Raw genomic sequence first — 15,308 nt, 5'->3', positions numbered from 1 at the left:
CAAGGATGACCGCCCTCTTCCGCGCCAAGTTCTGGCGCCGCTGCCTGCTGCTCGTCAGCCTGGCATTGGCCGTGCCCGCGTGGAGCGCCGAAATCCTGCTGACCGCCGCCGAGGATGGACCCGGCGTGCAGGCATTCACTCAGGCCCTGCGCGAACAGCGCCCCGCCGATAGCGTCACCTTCAAGGCCCTGCAAGACATGCCCGCCCCCGGCCAATTACCGACCAGCACCCGCCTGATCCTGCTGGACCTGCCGAGCCTCGACTGGCGCCTGCAGGACCCCCAGGGCCCGGCCACCCTGGTGCTGCGCATCAGTCGCCTGCAAGCCCGCGAGCGCCTGGGCAGCCATGTGCCCGGCAAGATCAGCCTGCTGTGGAGCGATCCGCCCCTGGACCGGCAGCTGCGCCTGATCGCCAATATCCTGCCCCAGGCCCGGCGCATTGGCGTGCTGTACGGTAGCGACAGCGAATTCCTGCTGCCGGAACTGCGCCAGCATGCCGCAGCCCTGGACCTGGAAATCGTCGCCCAGCACTGGGACAACATTAATGACAGCCGCCCGCTGCTCAGCCTGTTTAAAAACAGCGATGTGTTGCTGGGGCTGGATGATCCCCAACTGTACAACCCGAAAACCGTGAAAAACCTGCTGTTGAGCAGCTACGCCAGGCAACTGCCACTGATCGGCCCCAATGCCGGCTTCGTGCGGGCGGGCAGTCTGGCCAGTACCTACAGCGATCAGGCCGACTGGCTGAATGTGCTTGACCGCCTGCTTGATCACGCGCCGGCCGGCTGGCCGCGCTCGCTGTACCCGGAACACTTTAAAGTCGTGGGCAACCCGCAAGTGGCGCGCTCGCTGGGGATCGAAGTGGTGGACGAGACCACCGTCGCAACCCGATTGGCCGAAGGGGAAAAACACCCATGACCTTGGTTCGCCGCTGGGATATCAACACCCGCACCCAGATCATCACCCTGGGCCCGGCCCTGTTACTGACGCTGCTACTGATCAGCTTCTTTACCTTCGTACGGATCCAGGACTTGCGCCAGGAACTGGACCACACCGGCCAACTGATCGCCAACCAGTTGGCCCCGGCCACCGAGTACGGGGTGATCTCCGGCAACAATGACGTGCTCGACAGCCTGCTGCGGGCGACGCTGGCCACGCCCCATGTGCGTTTCCTGGAAATCCAGGACAGCGCGGAAAACATCCTGGTGTATGTCGAGCAGCCGTCGGAAAAGCACGACCGTTCGCTGTCGGTGAAAGTTTTCCAGGCGCCGATTCGCCTGCAGCATATCCAGTTGGGCAACGATTTTTTCCAGGACAGCACCGCGCAGCCCAAGGCGCCACAGGCCGACTATCTGGGGCGGGTGATTGTCGGCATGTCCAATGACGCCTTCAGCCAGCGCCAACAGGAAATCCTTTTCAAGGCTGGGATCCTCGCGCTATTCGCCCTACTGTTCACCTTCCTCCTGGCGCGACGCCTGGCCGCCAGCCTGTCGCAACCGATCAGCGCCATGGGCCATGCGGTCAACGCGATCCAGCAGGGTGATTACAAGACCCCGCTACCGATTGTCGACGACTCCGAGCTGGGCGACCTGTCACGGCATATCAACAACCTTGCCGAAGGCCTGCACCATGCCAGTCGCGAACAGCAGCAGGCCATGGCCCAGTTGATCCAGACGCGGGAGGAAGCCGAGCGCGCCAACAGCGCCAAATCCGACTTCCTGGCGATGATGAGCCATGAACTGCGCACGCCGATGAATGGCGTACTGGGCATGCTGCAACTGCTCGAAACCACCGCCATGACCGACGAGCAGACCGAGTACGCCGCGCTGGCCTCGGAGTCCACCGAGCACCTGCTCAAAGTCATCAACGATATCCTCGATTTCTCGCGTATCGAACGCTCGGCCCTGGAGCTTGAGCATATTCCGTTCAACCTGGTGGACCTGATCAACAGCTGCGCCCAGGCCTTCCAGCACAGCGCCATACAGCGCGGGCTGGTCCTGGAGTTGTCGATCCCGCCGGGCATGGAAGCGCTGCGCGTGCAGGGCGACCCGACGCGGATCCGGCAGATCCTGGTGAACCTGATCGGTAATGCGCTGAAATTCACCGAGCAAGGCACGGTCAGCGTCGAGCCGAACTGGCAGACCCTGGACCACGAACTGCTGTGGTTCACCTGCACCGTGCGCGACACCGGGATTGGTATTTCGGCCGAGCGACTGGAACTGATGTTCGACGCCTTTCAACAGGCGGACAGCTCTATCTCCAGGCGTTACGGCGGCACCGGCCTGGGCCTGCCGATTGCCCGGACCCTGGCCGAGCGCATGGGTGGCACCTTGCGCGCCCAGAGCGACGAAGGCCTGGGATCGGTGTTTACCCTGGAAATCCCCCTGGCGATCTGCCAGCAGAGCCTGCCGCAGATTGCTCCGGACGCGCAGCACAAAGCCGGCGCCGGTGAAGGCCGCCATGTGTTGCTGGTGGAGGACAACCCGGTCAACCGCACCGTGGTCCAAGCCATGCTGCGTAGCCTGGGGTTTGAGGTGAGCGTCGCCACCGACGGCGCCGAAGCGATCCGCAGTGCCGAGAGCCTGATCTTCACCGCGATCCTGATGGATTGCCGGCTGCCGGTGATCGACGGCTATGACGCCACCCGCCAGATCCGCCAATTGCCCGGCTGCGCCGACCTGCCGATCATTGCCCTGACGGCCAATGCGCTACAGGGCGATCGCGAAGCCTGCCTGGCCGCCGGAATGAACGATTACCTGGCCAAGCCGTTCAAACGCACGGATTTGCAGCAAATCCTACAGCGCTGGGTGCATTAGATGGGCAGCATCAGCCAACTGCGACTGGCGTGAAAGACGAAAGTGCGGCAGTCTTAGGCACCCGAGCGGGCCTATAAATGAGTCCGGTTTAAAATTTCAGTGCACAAGTGTACATTCATGTCCTTGATGCTGTGACTTTCACTACAACGCAATAGTCTACCTGTAGGCTGCCGACGTGAGGCAAGCACGCTTCAGTCGGTCGGGAAGATTTACCCGGCCCTGCCGCATGGGATTATTGAGGAGCTCGCATGACCAAACAAAACGCCTTTACCCGGGAAGACCTGCTGCGCTGCAGTCGCGGTGAGCTGTTCGGCCCAGGTAACGCGCAACTGCCCGCCCCCAACATGCTGATGGTGGATCGCATCACCCTTATCAGCGAAGAGGGTGGCAAGTACGGCAAAGGTGAATTGGTCGCCGAGCTGGATATCACCCCGGACCTGTGGTTCTTCGCCTGCCATTTCGAAGGCGATCCGGTGATGCCGGGCTGCCTGGGCCTTGATGCCATGTGGCAGCTGGTCGGCTTTTTCCTCGGCTGGCAAGGCCTGCCAGGTCGCGGTCGTGCCCTGGGTTCGGGCGAAGTGAAGTTCTTTGGCCAGGTCCTGCCGACCGCCAAGAAAGTCACCTATAACATTCAAATCAAGCGCGTCCTCAAGGGCAAGCTGAACCTGGCCATCGCCGATGGTTCGGTGAGCGTCGACGGTCGCGAGATCTATACCGCCGAAGGCCTTCGCGTCGGCGTGTTCACTTCCACTGACAACTTTTAAGGGTTATCCGCATGCGCCGCGTCGTTATCACTGGTCTGGGCATCGTTTCGTGCCTGGGCAATGACAAAGAGACCGTCTCCGCTAACCTGCGTGCAAGTCGCCCTGGCATCCGCTTCAACCCGGAATATGCCGAAATGGGTCTGCGTAGCCAGGTTTCCGGCTCCATCGACCTTCCCCTCGAAGAACTGATTGATCGCAAGATCTATCGCTTCGTTGGCCATGCCGCAGCTTATGCCTACCTGGCCATGAAAGACGCGATTGCCGACTCCGGCCTGAGCGACGACCAGGTGTCCAACGTCCGCACCGGCCTGATCGCCGGCTCCGGCGGCGCGTCGACCTTGAACCAGATGGAAGCGCTGGACATCCTGCGCGAGAAAGGCGTCAAGCGCGTTGGCCCGTACCGCGTCACGCGGACCATGGGCAGCACCGTTTCCGCGTGCCTGGCCACGCCCTTCCAGATCAAGGGCGTGAACTACTCGATCTCCTCCGCCTGCGCCACCAGTGCTCACTGCATTGGCACTGCGGTCGAGCAGATCCAGTTGGGCAAGCAGGACATCGTGTTCGCTGGTGGCGGTGAAGAAGAGCACTGGAGCCAATCGTTCCTGTTCGACGCCATGGGCGCATTGTCCACCCAGTACAACGAAACCCCGGAAAAAGCCTCCCGTGCCTACGACGCCAAGCGTGACGGTTTCGTCATCGCCGGCGGTGGCGGCATGGTGGTGGTCGAGGAGCTGGAACACGCTCTGGCCCGTGGCGCGAAAATCTACGCGGAAATCGTCGGCTACGGCGCGACTTCCGACGGCTACGACATGGTCGCGCCAAGCGGCGAAGGTGCCATCCGCTGCATGCAGATGGCCATGGCCACCGTTGATACCCCAATCGACTACCTGAACACCCATGGCACCTCCACTCCGGTGGGCGATGCCAAGGAAATGGAAGGCGTGCGTGCGGTATTCGGCGACAAGGCTCCGGCCATCAGCTCCACCAAGAGCCTGTCGGGTCACTCCCTGGGCGCCGCAGGCGTTCACGAAGCGATCTACTGCCTGCTGATGATGGAAGGCAACTTCATGGCCGGCTCCGCCAACATCGACGAGCTGGACCCAGCCGTTGCCGATATGCCGATCCTGACCAAGACCCGTGAAGATGCCACCATCAACACGGTCATGAGCAACAGCTTCGGCTTCGGTGGCACCAATGCCACCCTGGTGCTCAAGCGCTGGCAGGGTAAGTAATACCCCGCAGGTTGTGCTTATGAAAACGCCCCGACTGGTTCGGGGCGTTTTTTATGGGGTGGGGTTAACTTTAGACCGCGTCGGCTTCATCGCAGGCAGGCCAGCTCCCACATTGATCGCATTCCAACTCGGTCGAGTGTGGGCTTGCCTGCGATGGCGGTCTTCAGCCCTACACCGAAAACCTCGCCACCATGGTGTTCAGATCCACCGCCAAGCGCGATAACTCCTGGCTCGCCGAACTGGTTTGATTCGCCCCTGCCGACGTCTGCATCGACAGGTCGCGGATATTCATCAGGTTGCGATCCACCTCCCGCGCCACCGCTGCCTGCTGCTCCGAGGCGCTGGCAATCACCAGGTTGCGCTCGTTGATCAGGGTAAACGCCGAGGCAATCTCCTCCAACGCCGTGCCCGCTGACTTGGCAATCTCCAGGGTCGCACGCGCCCGGCCATTACTTTGTTGCATGGAACTGACCGCCTGATCGGTGCCCTGCTGAATCCCGCCGATCATCTGTTCGATTTCCTGGGTCGATTGCTGGGTGCGATGGGCCAAGGCCCGCACCTCATCGGCGACCACCGCAAAACCACGCCCGGCCTCGCCGGCCCGCGCCGCCTCGATCGCCGCATTCAACGCCAGCAGATTGGTCTGCTCGGCAATGGAGCGGATCACATCCAATACCTTGCTGATGCCGTACACCTTCTGCGCCAAATCCTCGACCTGGGTGGCATTGGCGGTCACATCGTCGGCCAGTGACTCGATCGACAGCACCGTCTGGTGTACCTGTTCGCGCCCGTGCTGGGCAATGCGATCGGATTCGCGCGAGGCCTGTGAGGTAGCTACCGCGTTACTGGCCACCTCCTCCACCGCCGCCGTCATCTGGTTGACCGCCGTGGCGGCCTGTTCGATTTCCTGGCTTTGCTGGTGCAGGCCACGGGTGGCGTCTTCGGTGACCGAACTGAGCTCCTCGGAAGCGGAAGCCAGTTGGCTGGAGGACTGGGAAATACGCTGGATGGTCTCGCGCAGGTTTTCCTGCATGCCCTTGAGCGCCTGCTGCAGGCGCGCTGGCTCGTCCTTGCCGCTGACGGTGATCTCGCCGGTCAAGTCGCCGCTGGCCACCCCTTGGGCGACCCTCAGCGACTGCGCCAGTGGCGACACGATGCTGCGGGTCAACAACACGGCCAGGCCGATGGTAATCAGCGCAGTCAGGGCAATCATGCCGATCACCCCTATCCGGGATTGACTGAACACTTGCTGGGCCAGTGCCGCCGCCTGATTGGCGCTGACCTTGTTGAGAGTGACCAATTCGCCCAGGGTACCGGCCATGGTATCGGCCAGATGATTCATCTCGCCATTGACCACCTCGATCGCATCTTCCAACTGGTTCTGCCGGGACAACGCCATGACCTGCTCCTGGCGTTGCAGGTACTGTTGCTGCTCAACCTTGAAGCGGTCGAACAGTACCTGGTCTTCGGGCAGCACAATCAACGCTTCATACAGCAACTGCGCGGTGTGCAACTGCTTTTTGATTTCGAGGATTTTTTGCTCATTCTGCGCCACCGCCTGAGGGTCGCGATTGACCAGCAGGCGCAGGGTCAAAGCGCGTATGCGCAGCAGATCCTGACTCATTTCACCGGCCGCCATCACACTGGGCAGCCAGTTGGTTTCCACCTGGTCGGACTGCTCGCGCATATTGGCCATTTGCAGCAAGGCGAACCCGCCCAGCACAAATACCATCAACGCCACCAATCCAAAACCCAGGCCTGCACGCGGAGCGATATTGAGACTTCTGATACTCATTGCGCTGATTCCTTTCAAGAGCGCTGCATCCACCTGCAGCGAGTTGCTCTTGAAAGGTATCGGCGTCTTCGGCTTTTTGCGTAAGACGAAAACGCGATATCAAAACGCCTTTATCTACTGAGTCTATTAGTGTAGCGATTCAGCGCACGGTAAAGCTCTTCTGGGTCAGCAGGCGATCACCCTGGAACACCATGAACCGCCACTCGCCCGGCACCACTTCGTGGCTTTCGGTGAACTCGTAGGCCATCACGTCCTGAGGCGCACCGGGCACCAGTTTCTGGGTCACTTCGAACTTGTCATGCCGCTGGCCATCGGCCGTGCGGATGCCTGGAGTGAAGTAGAGCAAAGTCAGCGGCGTGTCTTCGGCCACCTTGCCGAGCAACTGGTAACGCAGGCCAAACTTGGTCCCCAGCTTGGCCGGCACTACGGTGGTGGCCTGGATCTGCTCGTTGCTACGGCGCAACACGCGCTCGCCCGATTGCAGCTCGGCTTTCGGGCCTTCGAATACGCCGAATTCCACCGGGCCTTCGATACGGACTTCGGCACTGGCCAGGCCGCTGATCATCATCAATGCCGCCAGGGCGCTTAAACGGGTGAGGTGCATAGTGGGCTCCTTGAGTGAGATGGCGGGAGCTTATGACACCGGTATGACGGGACGATGACAAACCCGATCAACGCGCCTTGGGCAAAATCGCCAGGAAATTGTCCCGTGCGACTTTTCGCGCAACGTCTTCAGGCAAGGCATCGAGGAAGGGATTAAAGCTGCGCATCTCCTTACCCAACTTGTTGAACCGCCCTACTACATCAGACCCCAGCATAAAGCGCTCCGGGAAGCGCTCTACCAGCGCCAGCCATTGCGGACGGGGCTTTCCCGCCTCGTCCAGTAAATACGGGGTGAGCACACTCCAGGACAGGTCGATGTACAGGTTGGGATAGGCCTCCAGCATGCGGCTCAAGGTCGGCAACAGGAAGTCCAACTGCGTCTGGTGCCGGTGGATCTCCATGCTGGTGCCGGCATGGGCCCAGATAAACCGGGTATGCGGATGATTACGCAGTGGCTCTTCGATCTCCGCCAGGTACAAGGGGTTGCGCTCGCGCTTGGAGGTGATGTTGGAGTGCACCAGCACCGGCAGGTCATTTTCGGCGGCCAGGTGATAGATCCGCGTCATGGCCTCGTTATTGGCCCGAGGTGTGTCACCGGAGGTCAGCGCAGTCAGGTCATCATGGCGGGTGAAGACTTCGCCAATGCCCTGCCACAGGCCCGGATACAGGTCGAGCATGCGCTGGATATGGGCCTCGGAGTTCTTGTCGTTGGGGTTGAAGCCGCTGAGGAACGGGTGGAAATGCTGGCGCTGTTCGGGGGCCAGCTCGCTGACGGCTGCCGCGACGATTACATCGGTGGCGCTATACCAGTAGGCACCCGCGTCATCTCCGGCGTAATAGCGTGGGCGCTTGGGTTCGTCTTCGTGCCACTTCTTCGCAACCGGGACGCCGGAAATCATCACATGCTCGATGCGATTATCGGCCATGGCCTTGAGCAGCTTGTCCATGCCGGCCGTCTCCTGGAAGAAGTCGACGTAATGCAGGTGCGCGTCGCTGTAGGCATAGTCGCGGGCGTGTACGGTAAGGCTGCTGGCGGCGAGCAACAGGGCAAGACTCAGGCGGGTCCAGGGCACGATACAACCTCAATAAGGGATTAGTCAGGTAGACCAGCGGCGGCCTGCCGGGGTTCAGCCGATAAAAACACGGAACACTCAGGTGCCAGCATGCTCTATAACTGCATGATCTTCATCCTGCCACCCTGTGAGGTTTACCATGCCTGTTATCGTTAATACGCTGAACACCGAGAACTTTCGCCATAGCGTCAACATCAATAACCATGAGCTGTTTACCGACCTGCCCAAGAGCCTGGGTGGCGACGACTCGGCGCCCTCGCCCCACGATTACTTCGACGCCGCGCTGGCCTCATGCAAGGCCCTGACCGTCAAACTGTATGCGCAGAAAAAGGACATCCCCCTGACCGGCGTGACCGCGGAAGTCACCCACGACAGCACCGAGGAGCAAAAGGGCAAGTACAAGCTCAACGTCAAGCTGACCCTCAAGGGTGTGCTCACCGATGAGCAACGCACTGAGCTGCATCGCGTGGCCGACAAATGCCCGGTGCATAAACTGATGACCACCGCCGAGATCAGCATCGAGACCAAACTCGCCGAAGGTGCGTTCAGCCAGTAACACCGATTCCCTGCCTGGCGGGTTATGCTCAAGCCCTACAAACCCGCTCAGACAGGGATGCTCCATGACCACCGTGACTGTGATCCGCCCGCGCGCCGAAGATGTTGAAGGCCAGCCCATCCTGCGCCCGCTGCCCTCGCGGGAATGCCGTAGCGTCGGGCCCTTCGTGTTTTTCGACCATATGCTCCAGACCCGCTATGCCCCTGGCAGCGGCATGAATATCCGCCAGCATCCGCATATTGGCTTGTCCACCCTCACCTACCTGTTTGAAGGCGAACTCCTGCACAAGGACAGCCTTGGCTCCAATCAAGTGGTACAGGCCGGTGACGTCAGCTGGATGACCGCCGGCAGCGCCATTGCCCACGTCGAACGCACACCCGACGCGCTCAAGGCCAAGGGGTTCGATCTGCATGGCCTGCAAGTGTGGCTGGCCTCGCCCAAGGCACACGAGCAAGGGCCGGGGCATTACAGCCATCACCCTGCCGCCAGTTTGCCGGTCAGTGACAACCTCGGGGTGGTGATCCGCATGATCGCCGGCAGTGGCTTTTGCCTGGAATCACCGGTGCCAGTGCTGTCACCGACGCTGTATGCCGAGGTCCATATGCAAACCGCCACCACCCTGCTGATTCCGGATGAGCATGTGGAGCGGGCGGTGTATGTGCTGGAAGGTGATGCGCAGCTCGAGGGCGAACCCGTGGAACCCCATAGCCTGGTGGTGCTGCCGGCGGGCCAGAGCATGGCGCTGTTTGCCGAGACCGACTGCCATCTGGTGGTCTTCGGCGGTGCACCTCTGGATGGGCCACGGCGGATCAACTGGAATTTTGTCGCCAGTGACCCGGCATTGATCGAACAGGCTCGCCAACGCTGGGCGGCCGGGGATTGGCCGACAGTGCCGGGCGAGGCAGGGAGAATTGAGCTGCCTCTGAGATAGCTATCGCGGGCAAGCCCGCCCTCACACTTGGAATGCCCTCCAACATGTGCGGGCTTGCCCGCGATGGGGCCAACTCAGGCGCTAAATATTCAGCCCTTGAACACTTCATCCAACAAATTATGCATCGCCTGGAACGCTCGCCCAGCGGTCTTGGCGTCGTACATCATCTTGCCCGGCACATTCGCCTGCGGGTCAGTGAACGAATGCACCGCGCCACCGTAGCTCAGCAATTGCCAATCCACCCCGGCCGCGTTCATCTCGCCTTCAAAGGCAGGCAACTGCTCTTTGGGCACCAACGGGTCAGAAGCGCCATGCAGCACCAGCACCGAACCCTTGATGTTCTTCGCGTCTGCCGGGTTGGGCGTGTCGAGGGTGCCATGGAACGACACCGCCGCCTTCAGCGGCGCGCCGGTACGCGCCAGCTCCAGAGAGCAGCAACCGCCAAAGCAGAAGCCAAAGGTCGCCAGCTTCGAGGTATCGACAGCCGCTTCGGCCTGGCCTTGCAGTTGTTCAAGGGCCGCCTGCATGCGCTTGTTGAGCAGCCCACGGTCATTCTTCAACGGCATCATTGCCGCGCCGGCTTCATCACCGTTCGACGGGCGCACCTGTTGCCCGTATAGATCGGCGATCAACACCACATAGCCCTTTCCGGCCACGGCCTTGGCGATCTCTTCAGCGCCTGCGCTGACCCCCATCCAGTTCGGCGCCATCAACAGGCCCGGCAGCGGGCCCTGGTGGCTGGCATCGAAGGCCAGGCGGCTTTCATAAGACTGGCCATCAATCTGATAGACCACGGAACGCACGGTGACTTGGCTCATCATTTTCTCCGGTTGATATCCATGAAAACGAAAAACCCCGCCGAAGCGGGGTTTTCTTGCAGCGTTGTTAAACCGACAGTTCAACCAACAGCTTGTTCAGTCGGCGCACGTAGGCGGCCGGGTCTTTCAAGCTGTCCCCTGCGGCCAGGGCCGCCTGGTCGAAGAGGATGTGCGACAGGTCGCCAAAGCGCTCTTCACTCTGCTCGCCGTCGAGTTTCTCGATCAGCGGGTGAGCCGGGTTGAATTCGAAGATCGGCTTGGAGTCCGGCACCTTCTGCCCGCTGGCTTCCAGGATCTGGCGCATTTGCATGCCCAGGTCCTGCTCGCCAATGGCCAGGATCGCCGGGGAGTCGGTCAGACGGTGGGAAACCCGCACTTCGCTGACAGCATCGCCCAGGGCGGTCTTGATGCGTTCAACCAGGCCTTCTTTGGACTTGGCCACTTCTTCAGCGGCTTTTTTGTCCTCTTCCGAATCCAGGTTACCCAGGTCCAGGTCACCACGGGCCACGTCGACAAAGCTCTTGCCGTCGAAGTCGCTGAGGTAGCTCATCAGCCACTCGTCGATACGGTCGGTGAGCAGCAGCACTTCGATGCCTTTCTTGCGGAAGACTTCCAGGTGCGGGCTGTTCTTGACCTGGGCGTAGGTTTCGCCGGTCAGGTAATAAATCTTGTCCTGACCTTCCTTGGCGCGAGCCAGGTACTCGGCCAGAGACACCACCTGCTCGCCGTCTTCGCCTTGAGTCGAGGCAAAACGCAGCAGGCCGGCGATTTTTTCCTTGTTGGCGAAATCTTCAGCCGGGCCTTCTTTCATGACCTGGCCGAAGTTTTTCCAGAAGCCCTTGTACTGCTCAGGCTCGTTCTTCGCCAGTTTTTCCAGCATGTCGAGTACACGCTTGGTCAGCGCCGACTTCATGGAGTCGATGATCGGGTCTTTCTGCAGGATTTCCCGCGACACGTTCAGCGACAGGTCGTTGGAGTCGACCACGCCCTTGATAAAGCGCAGGTACAGCGGCAGGAAGGATTCCGCCTGATCCATCACGAACACGCGCTGCACGTAGAGCTTCAGGCCTTTGGGCGCTTCACGCTGGTACAGGTCGAACGGAGCACGGGCCGGGACGTAGAGCAGCGAGCTGTATTCCAGCTTGCCTTCGACCTTGTTGTGGCTCCAGCTCAGCGGGTTCTCGTAGTCGTGGGCGATGTGCTTGTAGAACTCCTGGTATTCCTCGTCCTTGACCTCGGTACGCGGACGGGTCCACAGGGCGCTGGCGCGGTTGACCACTTCCCATTCCTGGGCTGGAGCCTCCTCGCCTTCGGCCGCCGCTTGTTCTTTCGGCAGTTCGATCGGCAGCGCGATATGGTCGGAGTACTTCTTGATGATATTGCGCAGGCGCCAGCCATCGGCGAATTCATCTTCACCGGACTTGAGGTGCAGCACGATGCGGGTACCGCGGTCGGCCTTGTCGACGGTGGCGATTTCGAATTCGCCCTCGCCCTTGGAGGCCCAGTGCACGCCTTCGCTGGCGTCGAGGCCGGCGCGGCGGCTGAACACTTCAACTTTGTCGGCGACGATAAAGGCCGAGTAGAAGCCCACGCCGAACTGGCCGATCAGGTGCGAATCTTTCTTCTGGTCGCCCGACAGGTTCTTCATGAAATCGGCGGTGCCGGATTTGGCGATAGTGCCCAAATGGGTAATCGCATCTTCACGGCTCATGCCGATGCCGTTGTCTTCGAGGGTGACGGTCTTGGCGTCCTTGTCGAAGCTCACACGGATTTTCAGTTCCGCGCCACCTTCCAGCAACTCAGGCTTGGACAGGGCTTCGAAACGTAATTTGTCGACAGCGTCAGAGGCGTTCGAGATCAATTCGCGAAGGAAGATTTCCTTGTTGGAATACAGCGAATGGATCATGAGGTGCAGCAGCTGCTTCACCTCGGTCTGGAAGCCCAGGGTTTCCTTTTGAGTTTCCACACTCATGGTCATCAAACTCCAATTGGATGGCAGTGGCCGCACCCGAAAGGGTTAGCGGCGGGTTGTCATCAAAGTTGGGGGCTAAGACCAGGATTTCAAGGGCGGGCCTGCTCCTGAATCTTGAAATGCGCGCGAGCGGTCGCGATAGGTTCGGCCGGGGTGCTTTGCCAGGCAGTGATTGCCACATTGGCCACCCGCCGTCCCTGGCGCCAAACCTGGCAGGTGGCAAAGGTGTCGCGAAACTGCCCGGCCCGCAGGTAATCCAGGGAAAAATCGACGATCTTGGGCAAGCCTTTTTCAACCCCTGGGGTGCCCGTGGCCACCCATAAATGAAAGGCCGCCGACAGCTCCATAAAGCCTGCGATCACACCGCCATGGATGGCCGGCAATATCGGGTTACCAATATTGTCCTTGTTGGCCGGCATGCGAAACAGCAACTCATCCCCCAGGCGCGTGCATTCAACACCGATCAGCCTGGCGTAGGGGATCAGTTCGAGCAGCGCCTTATAGTCGCCCCGGTGATGGGCCTGTTGCATGCGGGTCTTGAATTGATGGGTCATGCCTGTTCTCCCTTGATGCTGCTGCCCAGTCCTTTGGTGCCTTTCAGGCGTTTGCCCATGCGCATGAACGTGCCCACCACATGGGCAATCGGCTGCTGGGGGTCATCCTGATAAGCGAAGCCACGGGTGAAAATCACATCGGTGGTCACCCGATAGCATTGGGCAAAGCCGAACACCGCCTTATGCGGCTCGGCCGGGTGCATGTAATCAATGCGCAAATCCAGGGTCGGGCAGACCTCAAACTCCGGGAGCACACACAGAGTGGCCATGCCACAGGCCGTGTCCATCAGGGAGGTCAGGGCGCCGCCATGGATAATCCCGGTTTGCGGGTCACCTACAATCTGCGCGCTATAGGGCAAGAGCAAAGTCATGCCCTGGGGGCTCGCATCATGTACTTGGATGCCCAGGACCTGACAGTGACGCAGGGCCGAAACAAAACGTGCGGCACGCTCTAAAAGGGGGCTATCGGTCATTGGATAAAGACTCTTATTAGTAGTGATCCGGCGAAACAAATACCCCGGAAGAAAGTTCCTGAGCGAAACAGCCTATATATCTGTGGGATTAAAGGAACTAATGCGTGCACCCCATGCTCGAAAGGCCAGTAGATATCTTCAATAAGGAGAAACACCCCATGCGCAAGACTTTCGCTGTTTCCTTGATGTTGGCTGCCGCCCTTGGCCTCGCTGCCTGCGATAAAAAATCCGAGGACAAAGCTCAGGATGCCAACCAGCATGCTGAACAAGCTCAAGAAAAAATGAGCGAAGCTCAGGATAAAGTGAACGACGCTGCAAAAGAAAACGCCGAAGCCGCCAAAGCCCAAGCTGAATCTGACGCCGCCGCCGCTAAAGAAGCTGCTCCAGCTACACCTGCAACCGGTTCCTGATACCGCGGTTTAAATACCACGTTGCAAAAGAAAGCCCGCTTAATAGCGGGCTTTACTTTGTGCGGAGCTTTTATCAAATCAGCAAAGTGCGAAATGTCGGACTAAGCATCAACAACAGTGAACACAGTAACCCCACCACCCACACCAGGCTGCGCTGCCATGCCAAGTCGGCCCAGTAGCACGCAAGATAGACTACCCGCGCAATCACAAAGATGATCGCCAGCCAATCAATCAGGTAGCCCTGGGTCTGAGTGGTATGGGCCATCAATACACCCACTGCAAACAAGATAAACGCTTCAAAACTGTTTTGATGAGCGGCCACTGCCCGTGCGCCGAAGCCGGTCAATTGCGCTTGCTGGCTGCGGGGAAGGTGGTTGTCATACCCGCCCTGCTCTTTCATGGCCTTACCCACGGGCATACGCGCCACGAAAATCAGCAGTGCACTGATAAATACACACCAGAACGGAATACTCACGATGTTGCCTCCTTGGTCGCTTCAGGCATCGGTGCCTCTGTAGGGGTATAGACCATGACCTCCAGAACGTCGGAATGAAATTCCCGGCGATACAACACCAGCACCACCCCGCTGCTCATCAGCATGAACAGCCAGGGGCTGACAAACCAGGCAAGCATGGTCATGCCGAAGTAATAGGAACGCAGGCCGAAGTTGAACTGGTTGGCTGCCATCGAAATCACCCGCGCAGCCCGTGAGGCGAACGCCTTGCGCTCCTGCTCGGAGACGTGGCGTTCACCGACCATCGGCGCCGAGCCAATCAGGATCGCCGCGAAGTTGTACTGGCGCATGCACCAACTAAAAGTAAAGAACGCATAGACAAACACCAGGGCCAGGCACAGCAGCTTGATCTCCGACATACCCTGGGACGCCTGCTGCACCATGGGAATGTCCGCCAGCAGCGAGACCGCCCGCTCCGAAGCCCCCAGCACGGTAAGGATACCGGCGAGGATGATCAGGGTGCTGGAGGCGAAGAACGAGGCATTGCGTTCCAGGTTGCCGATCACGCTGGCATCGGCGATGCGGTTGTCGCGCAGGAGCATGCGGCGCATCCAGTCTTCGCGATACAGGTGCAGCACACTGGCCAGGCAGGCCGTGTCCCGGGCTTTCCAGCTGGCGTAGCGGGTGTAGCCGCCCCAGCAGATGACGAACCACAGTGCAGCAAACAAGTGAATCAGGTTGGCTTCGACAAATGACATGCGGGTCCTCTAAACAATAGGGCTGGCTAACTCGGTCAGTATGGGAGCAGGCCGGCCCCCACACTGACCGTGCTCCTGATCTGGAAAATTCATCACCCTT

Annotated in this window: 16 protein-coding genes and 1 pseudogene; 7 read left to right on the top strand and 10 right to left on the bottom strand. The window is 60.1% G+C overall.

Annotation, left to right across the window (positions count from 1 at the left end; translation table 11 throughout):
* Nucleotides 1-5 precede the first annotated feature (5 nt).
* From K1X80_RS09350 to fabB, 4 genes are all read left to right on the top strand, one after another.
* Nucleotides 6-917 carry an ABC transporter substrate-binding protein gene (locus K1X80_RS09350; RefSeq protein WP_057958995.1) on the top strand — a complete coding sequence of 304 codons (912 nt, stop codon included), beginning with the start codon at nt 6-8 and terminating at the stop codon, nt 915-917.
* On the top strand, nt 914-2,815 hold the full coding sequence (locus K1X80_RS09345) for an ATP-binding protein (RefSeq protein WP_057958994.1): 1,902 nt from the start codon (nt 914-916) through the stop codon (nt 2,813-2,815). Before K1X80_RS09350 ends, K1X80_RS09345 begins: the two co-directional genes overlap by 4 nt.
* A gap of 248 nt (nt 2,816-3,063) precedes the next feature.
* Entirely contained in the window at nt 3,064-3,579 is a 516-nt protein-coding gene (fabA, locus tag K1X80_RS09340) for a 3-hydroxyacyl-[acyl-carrier-protein] dehydratase FabA (protein ID WP_057958993.1), read from the top strand.
* A gap of 11 nt (nt 3,580-3,590) precedes the next feature.
* Complete coding sequence (fabB, locus tag K1X80_RS09335) at nt 3,591-4,811, top strand: beta-ketoacyl-ACP synthase I (RefSeq protein WP_057438874.1); 1,221 nt, start codon at nt 3,591-3,593, stop codon at nt 4,809-4,811.
* Nucleotides 4,812-4,980: 169 nt separating this feature from the next.
* Here fabB and K1X80_RS28510 read toward each other — a convergent pair whose 3' ends face one another.
* From K1X80_RS28510 to K1X80_RS09320, 4 genes and pseudogenes are all read right to left on the bottom strand, one after another.
* Nucleotides 4,981-5,844 (bottom strand): methyl-accepting chemotaxis protein, encoded by an 864-nt coding sequence (locus K1X80_RS28510; RefSeq protein ID WP_374067573.1) that lies wholly within the window; start codon nt 5,842-5,844, stop codon nt 4,981-4,983.
* Nucleotides 5,836-6,606, bottom strand: a pseudogene (locus K1X80_RS28505) (MCP four helix bundle domain-containing protein); the annotation flags it as partial. The pseudogene K1X80_RS28505 and the gene K1X80_RS28510, both read right to left, overlap by 9 nt.
* A 139-nt stretch (nt 6,607-6,745) precedes the next feature.
* Nucleotides 6,746-7,210 (bottom strand): DUF3859 domain-containing protein, encoded by a 465-nt coding sequence (locus K1X80_RS09325; RefSeq protein ID WP_057438872.1) that lies wholly within the window; start codon nt 7,208-7,210, stop codon nt 6,746-6,748.
* A 67-nt stretch (nt 7,211-7,277) separates the two neighbouring features.
* Nucleotides 7,278-8,282 carry an amidohydrolase family protein gene (locus tag K1X80_RS09320; RefSeq protein WP_057958991.1) on the bottom strand — a complete coding sequence of 335 codons (1,005 nt, stop codon included), beginning with the start codon at nt 8,280-8,282 and terminating at the stop codon, nt 7,278-7,280.
* Nucleotides 8,283-8,421: 139 nt separating this feature from the next.
* On the opposite strand from K1X80_RS09320, the gene K1X80_RS09315 reads away from it, so the two are divergent.
* Both K1X80_RS09315 and K1X80_RS09310 read left to right on the top strand, forming a co-directional pair.
* Entirely contained in the window at nt 8,422-8,838 is a 417-nt protein-coding gene (locus K1X80_RS09315) for an OsmC family protein (RefSeq protein WP_057958990.1), read from the top strand.
* 64 nt (nt 8,839-8,902) lie between these two features.
* Nucleotides 8,903-9,769, top strand: a complete 867-nt coding sequence (locus K1X80_RS09310) for a pirin family protein (protein ID WP_057958989.1) — start codon at nt 8,903-8,905, stop codon at nt 9,767-9,769.
* An 89-nt stretch (nt 9,770-9,858) separates the two neighbouring features.
* Here K1X80_RS09310 and K1X80_RS09305 read toward each other — a convergent pair whose 3' ends face one another.
* The 4 genes from K1X80_RS09305 to K1X80_RS09290 form a co-directional block, all read right to left on the bottom strand.
* Nucleotides 9,859-10,587, bottom strand: coding sequence for a dienelactone hydrolase family protein (locus K1X80_RS09305; RefSeq protein ID WP_216312415.1), 729 nt, complete (start codon nt 10,585-10,587; stop codon nt 9,859-9,861).
* 67 nt (nt 10,588-10,654) lie between these two features.
* Complete coding sequence (gene htpG / locus K1X80_RS09300; RefSeq protein WP_057438909.1) at nt 10,655-12,559, bottom strand: molecular chaperone HtpG; 1,905 nt, start codon at nt 12,557-12,559, stop codon at nt 10,655-10,657.
* Between the two features lie 89 nt (nt 12,560-12,648).
* Complete coding sequence (locus tag K1X80_RS09295; protein WP_057958987.1) at nt 12,649-13,113, bottom strand: PaaI family thioesterase; 465 nt, start codon at nt 13,111-13,113, stop codon at nt 12,649-12,651.
* The gene (locus tag K1X80_RS09290; protein WP_057438867.1) at nt 13,110-13,586 is read right to left on the bottom strand and encodes a PaaI family thioesterase; all 477 of its coding nucleotides are present in this window, start codon (nt 13,584-13,586) and stop codon (nt 13,110-13,112) included. The genes K1X80_RS09295 and K1X80_RS09290 overlap by 4 nt, the downstream gene beginning before the upstream one ends.
* A 158-nt stretch (nt 13,587-13,744) precedes the next feature.
* Between K1X80_RS09290 and K1X80_RS09285 the strand changes: the two genes are divergently transcribed.
* The gene (locus K1X80_RS09285; protein ID WP_029292691.1) at nt 13,745-13,996 is read left to right on the top strand and encodes a hypothetical protein; all 252 of its coding nucleotides are present in this window, start codon (nt 13,745-13,747) and stop codon (nt 13,994-13,996) included.
* Between the two features lie 73 nt (nt 13,997-14,069).
* Here K1X80_RS09285 and K1X80_RS09280 read toward each other — a convergent pair whose 3' ends face one another.
* Entirely contained in the window at nt 14,070-14,471 is a 402-nt protein-coding gene (locus K1X80_RS09280; protein ID WP_057438866.1) for an MAPEG family protein, read from the bottom strand.
* Nucleotides 14,468-15,208 (bottom strand): DUF599 domain-containing protein, encoded by a 741-nt coding sequence (locus K1X80_RS09275; RefSeq protein WP_128593449.1) that lies wholly within the window; start codon nt 15,206-15,208, stop codon nt 14,468-14,470. The genes K1X80_RS09280 and K1X80_RS09275 overlap by 4 nt, the downstream gene beginning before the upstream one ends.
* Nucleotides 15,209-15,308 lie beyond the last annotated feature (100 nt).

The organism is Pseudomonas sp. So3.2b (genome assembly GCF_019464415.1).
In the GTDB taxonomy this organism is placed as follows: Bacteria; Pseudomonadota; Gammaproteobacteria; order Pseudomonadales; family Pseudomonadaceae; genus Aquipseudomonas; species Aquipseudomonas shahriarae.
Note: the sequence above shows the minus strand (reverse complement) of the source record. Positions and strands in the feature narration are given on the sequence as shown.

Bases quoted from the DNA above. Each gene is read 5' to 3' on its own strand.
- K1X80_RS28510 (WP_374067573.1), bottom strand. From the start codon at position 5,844: ATGCAGGAAAACCTGCGCGAGACCATCCAGCGTATTTCCCAGTCCTCC.
- K1X80_RS09285 (WP_029292691.1), top strand. From the start codon at position 13,745: ATGCGCAAGACTTTCGCTGTTTCCTTGATGTTGGCTGCCGCCCTTGGC.
- K1X80_RS09295 (WP_057958987.1), bottom strand. From the start codon at position 13,113: ATGACCCATCAATTCAAGACCCGCATGCAACAGGCCCATCACCGGGGC.
- K1X80_RS09315 (WP_057958990.1), top strand. From the start codon at position 8,422: ATGCCTGTTATCGTTAATACGCTGAACACCGAGAACTTTCGCCATAGC.
- K1X80_RS09325 (WP_057438872.1), bottom strand. From the start codon at position 7,210: ATGCACCTCACCCGTTTAAGCGCCCTGGCGGCATTGATGATGATCAGC.
- fabB (WP_057438874.1), top strand. From the start codon at position 3,591: ATGCGCCGCGTCGTTATCACTGGTCTGGGCATCGTTTCGTGCCTGGGC.
- K1X80_RS09350 (WP_057958995.1), top strand. From the start codon at position 6: ATGACCGCCCTCTTCCGCGCCAAGTTCTGGCGCCGCTGCCTGCTGCTC.
- K1X80_RS09310 (WP_057958989.1), top strand. From the start codon at position 8,903: ATGACCACCGTGACTGTGATCCGCCCGCGCGCCGAAGATGTTGAAGGC.
- K1X80_RS09345 (WP_057958994.1), top strand. From the start codon at position 914: ATGACCTTGGTTCGCCGCTGGGATATCAACACCCGCACCCAGATCATC.
- K1X80_RS09290 (WP_057438867.1), bottom strand. From the start codon at position 13,586: ATGACCGATAGCCCCCTTTTAGAGCGTGCCGCACGTTTTGTTTCGGCC.
- K1X80_RS09305 (WP_216312415.1), bottom strand. From the start codon at position 10,587: ATGAGCCAAGTCACCGTGCGTTCCGTGGTCTATCAGATTGATGGCCAG.
- K1X80_RS09275 (WP_128593449.1), bottom strand. From the start codon at position 15,208: ATGTCATTTGTCGAAGCCAACCTGATTCACTTGTTTGCTGCACTGTGG.
- fabA (WP_057958993.1), top strand. From the start codon at position 3,064: ATGACCAAACAAAACGCCTTTACCCGGGAAGACCTGCTGCGCTGCAGT.
- htpG (WP_057438909.1), bottom strand. From the start codon at position 12,559: ATGAGTGTGGAAACTCAAAAGGAAACCCTGGGCTTCCAGACCGAGGTG.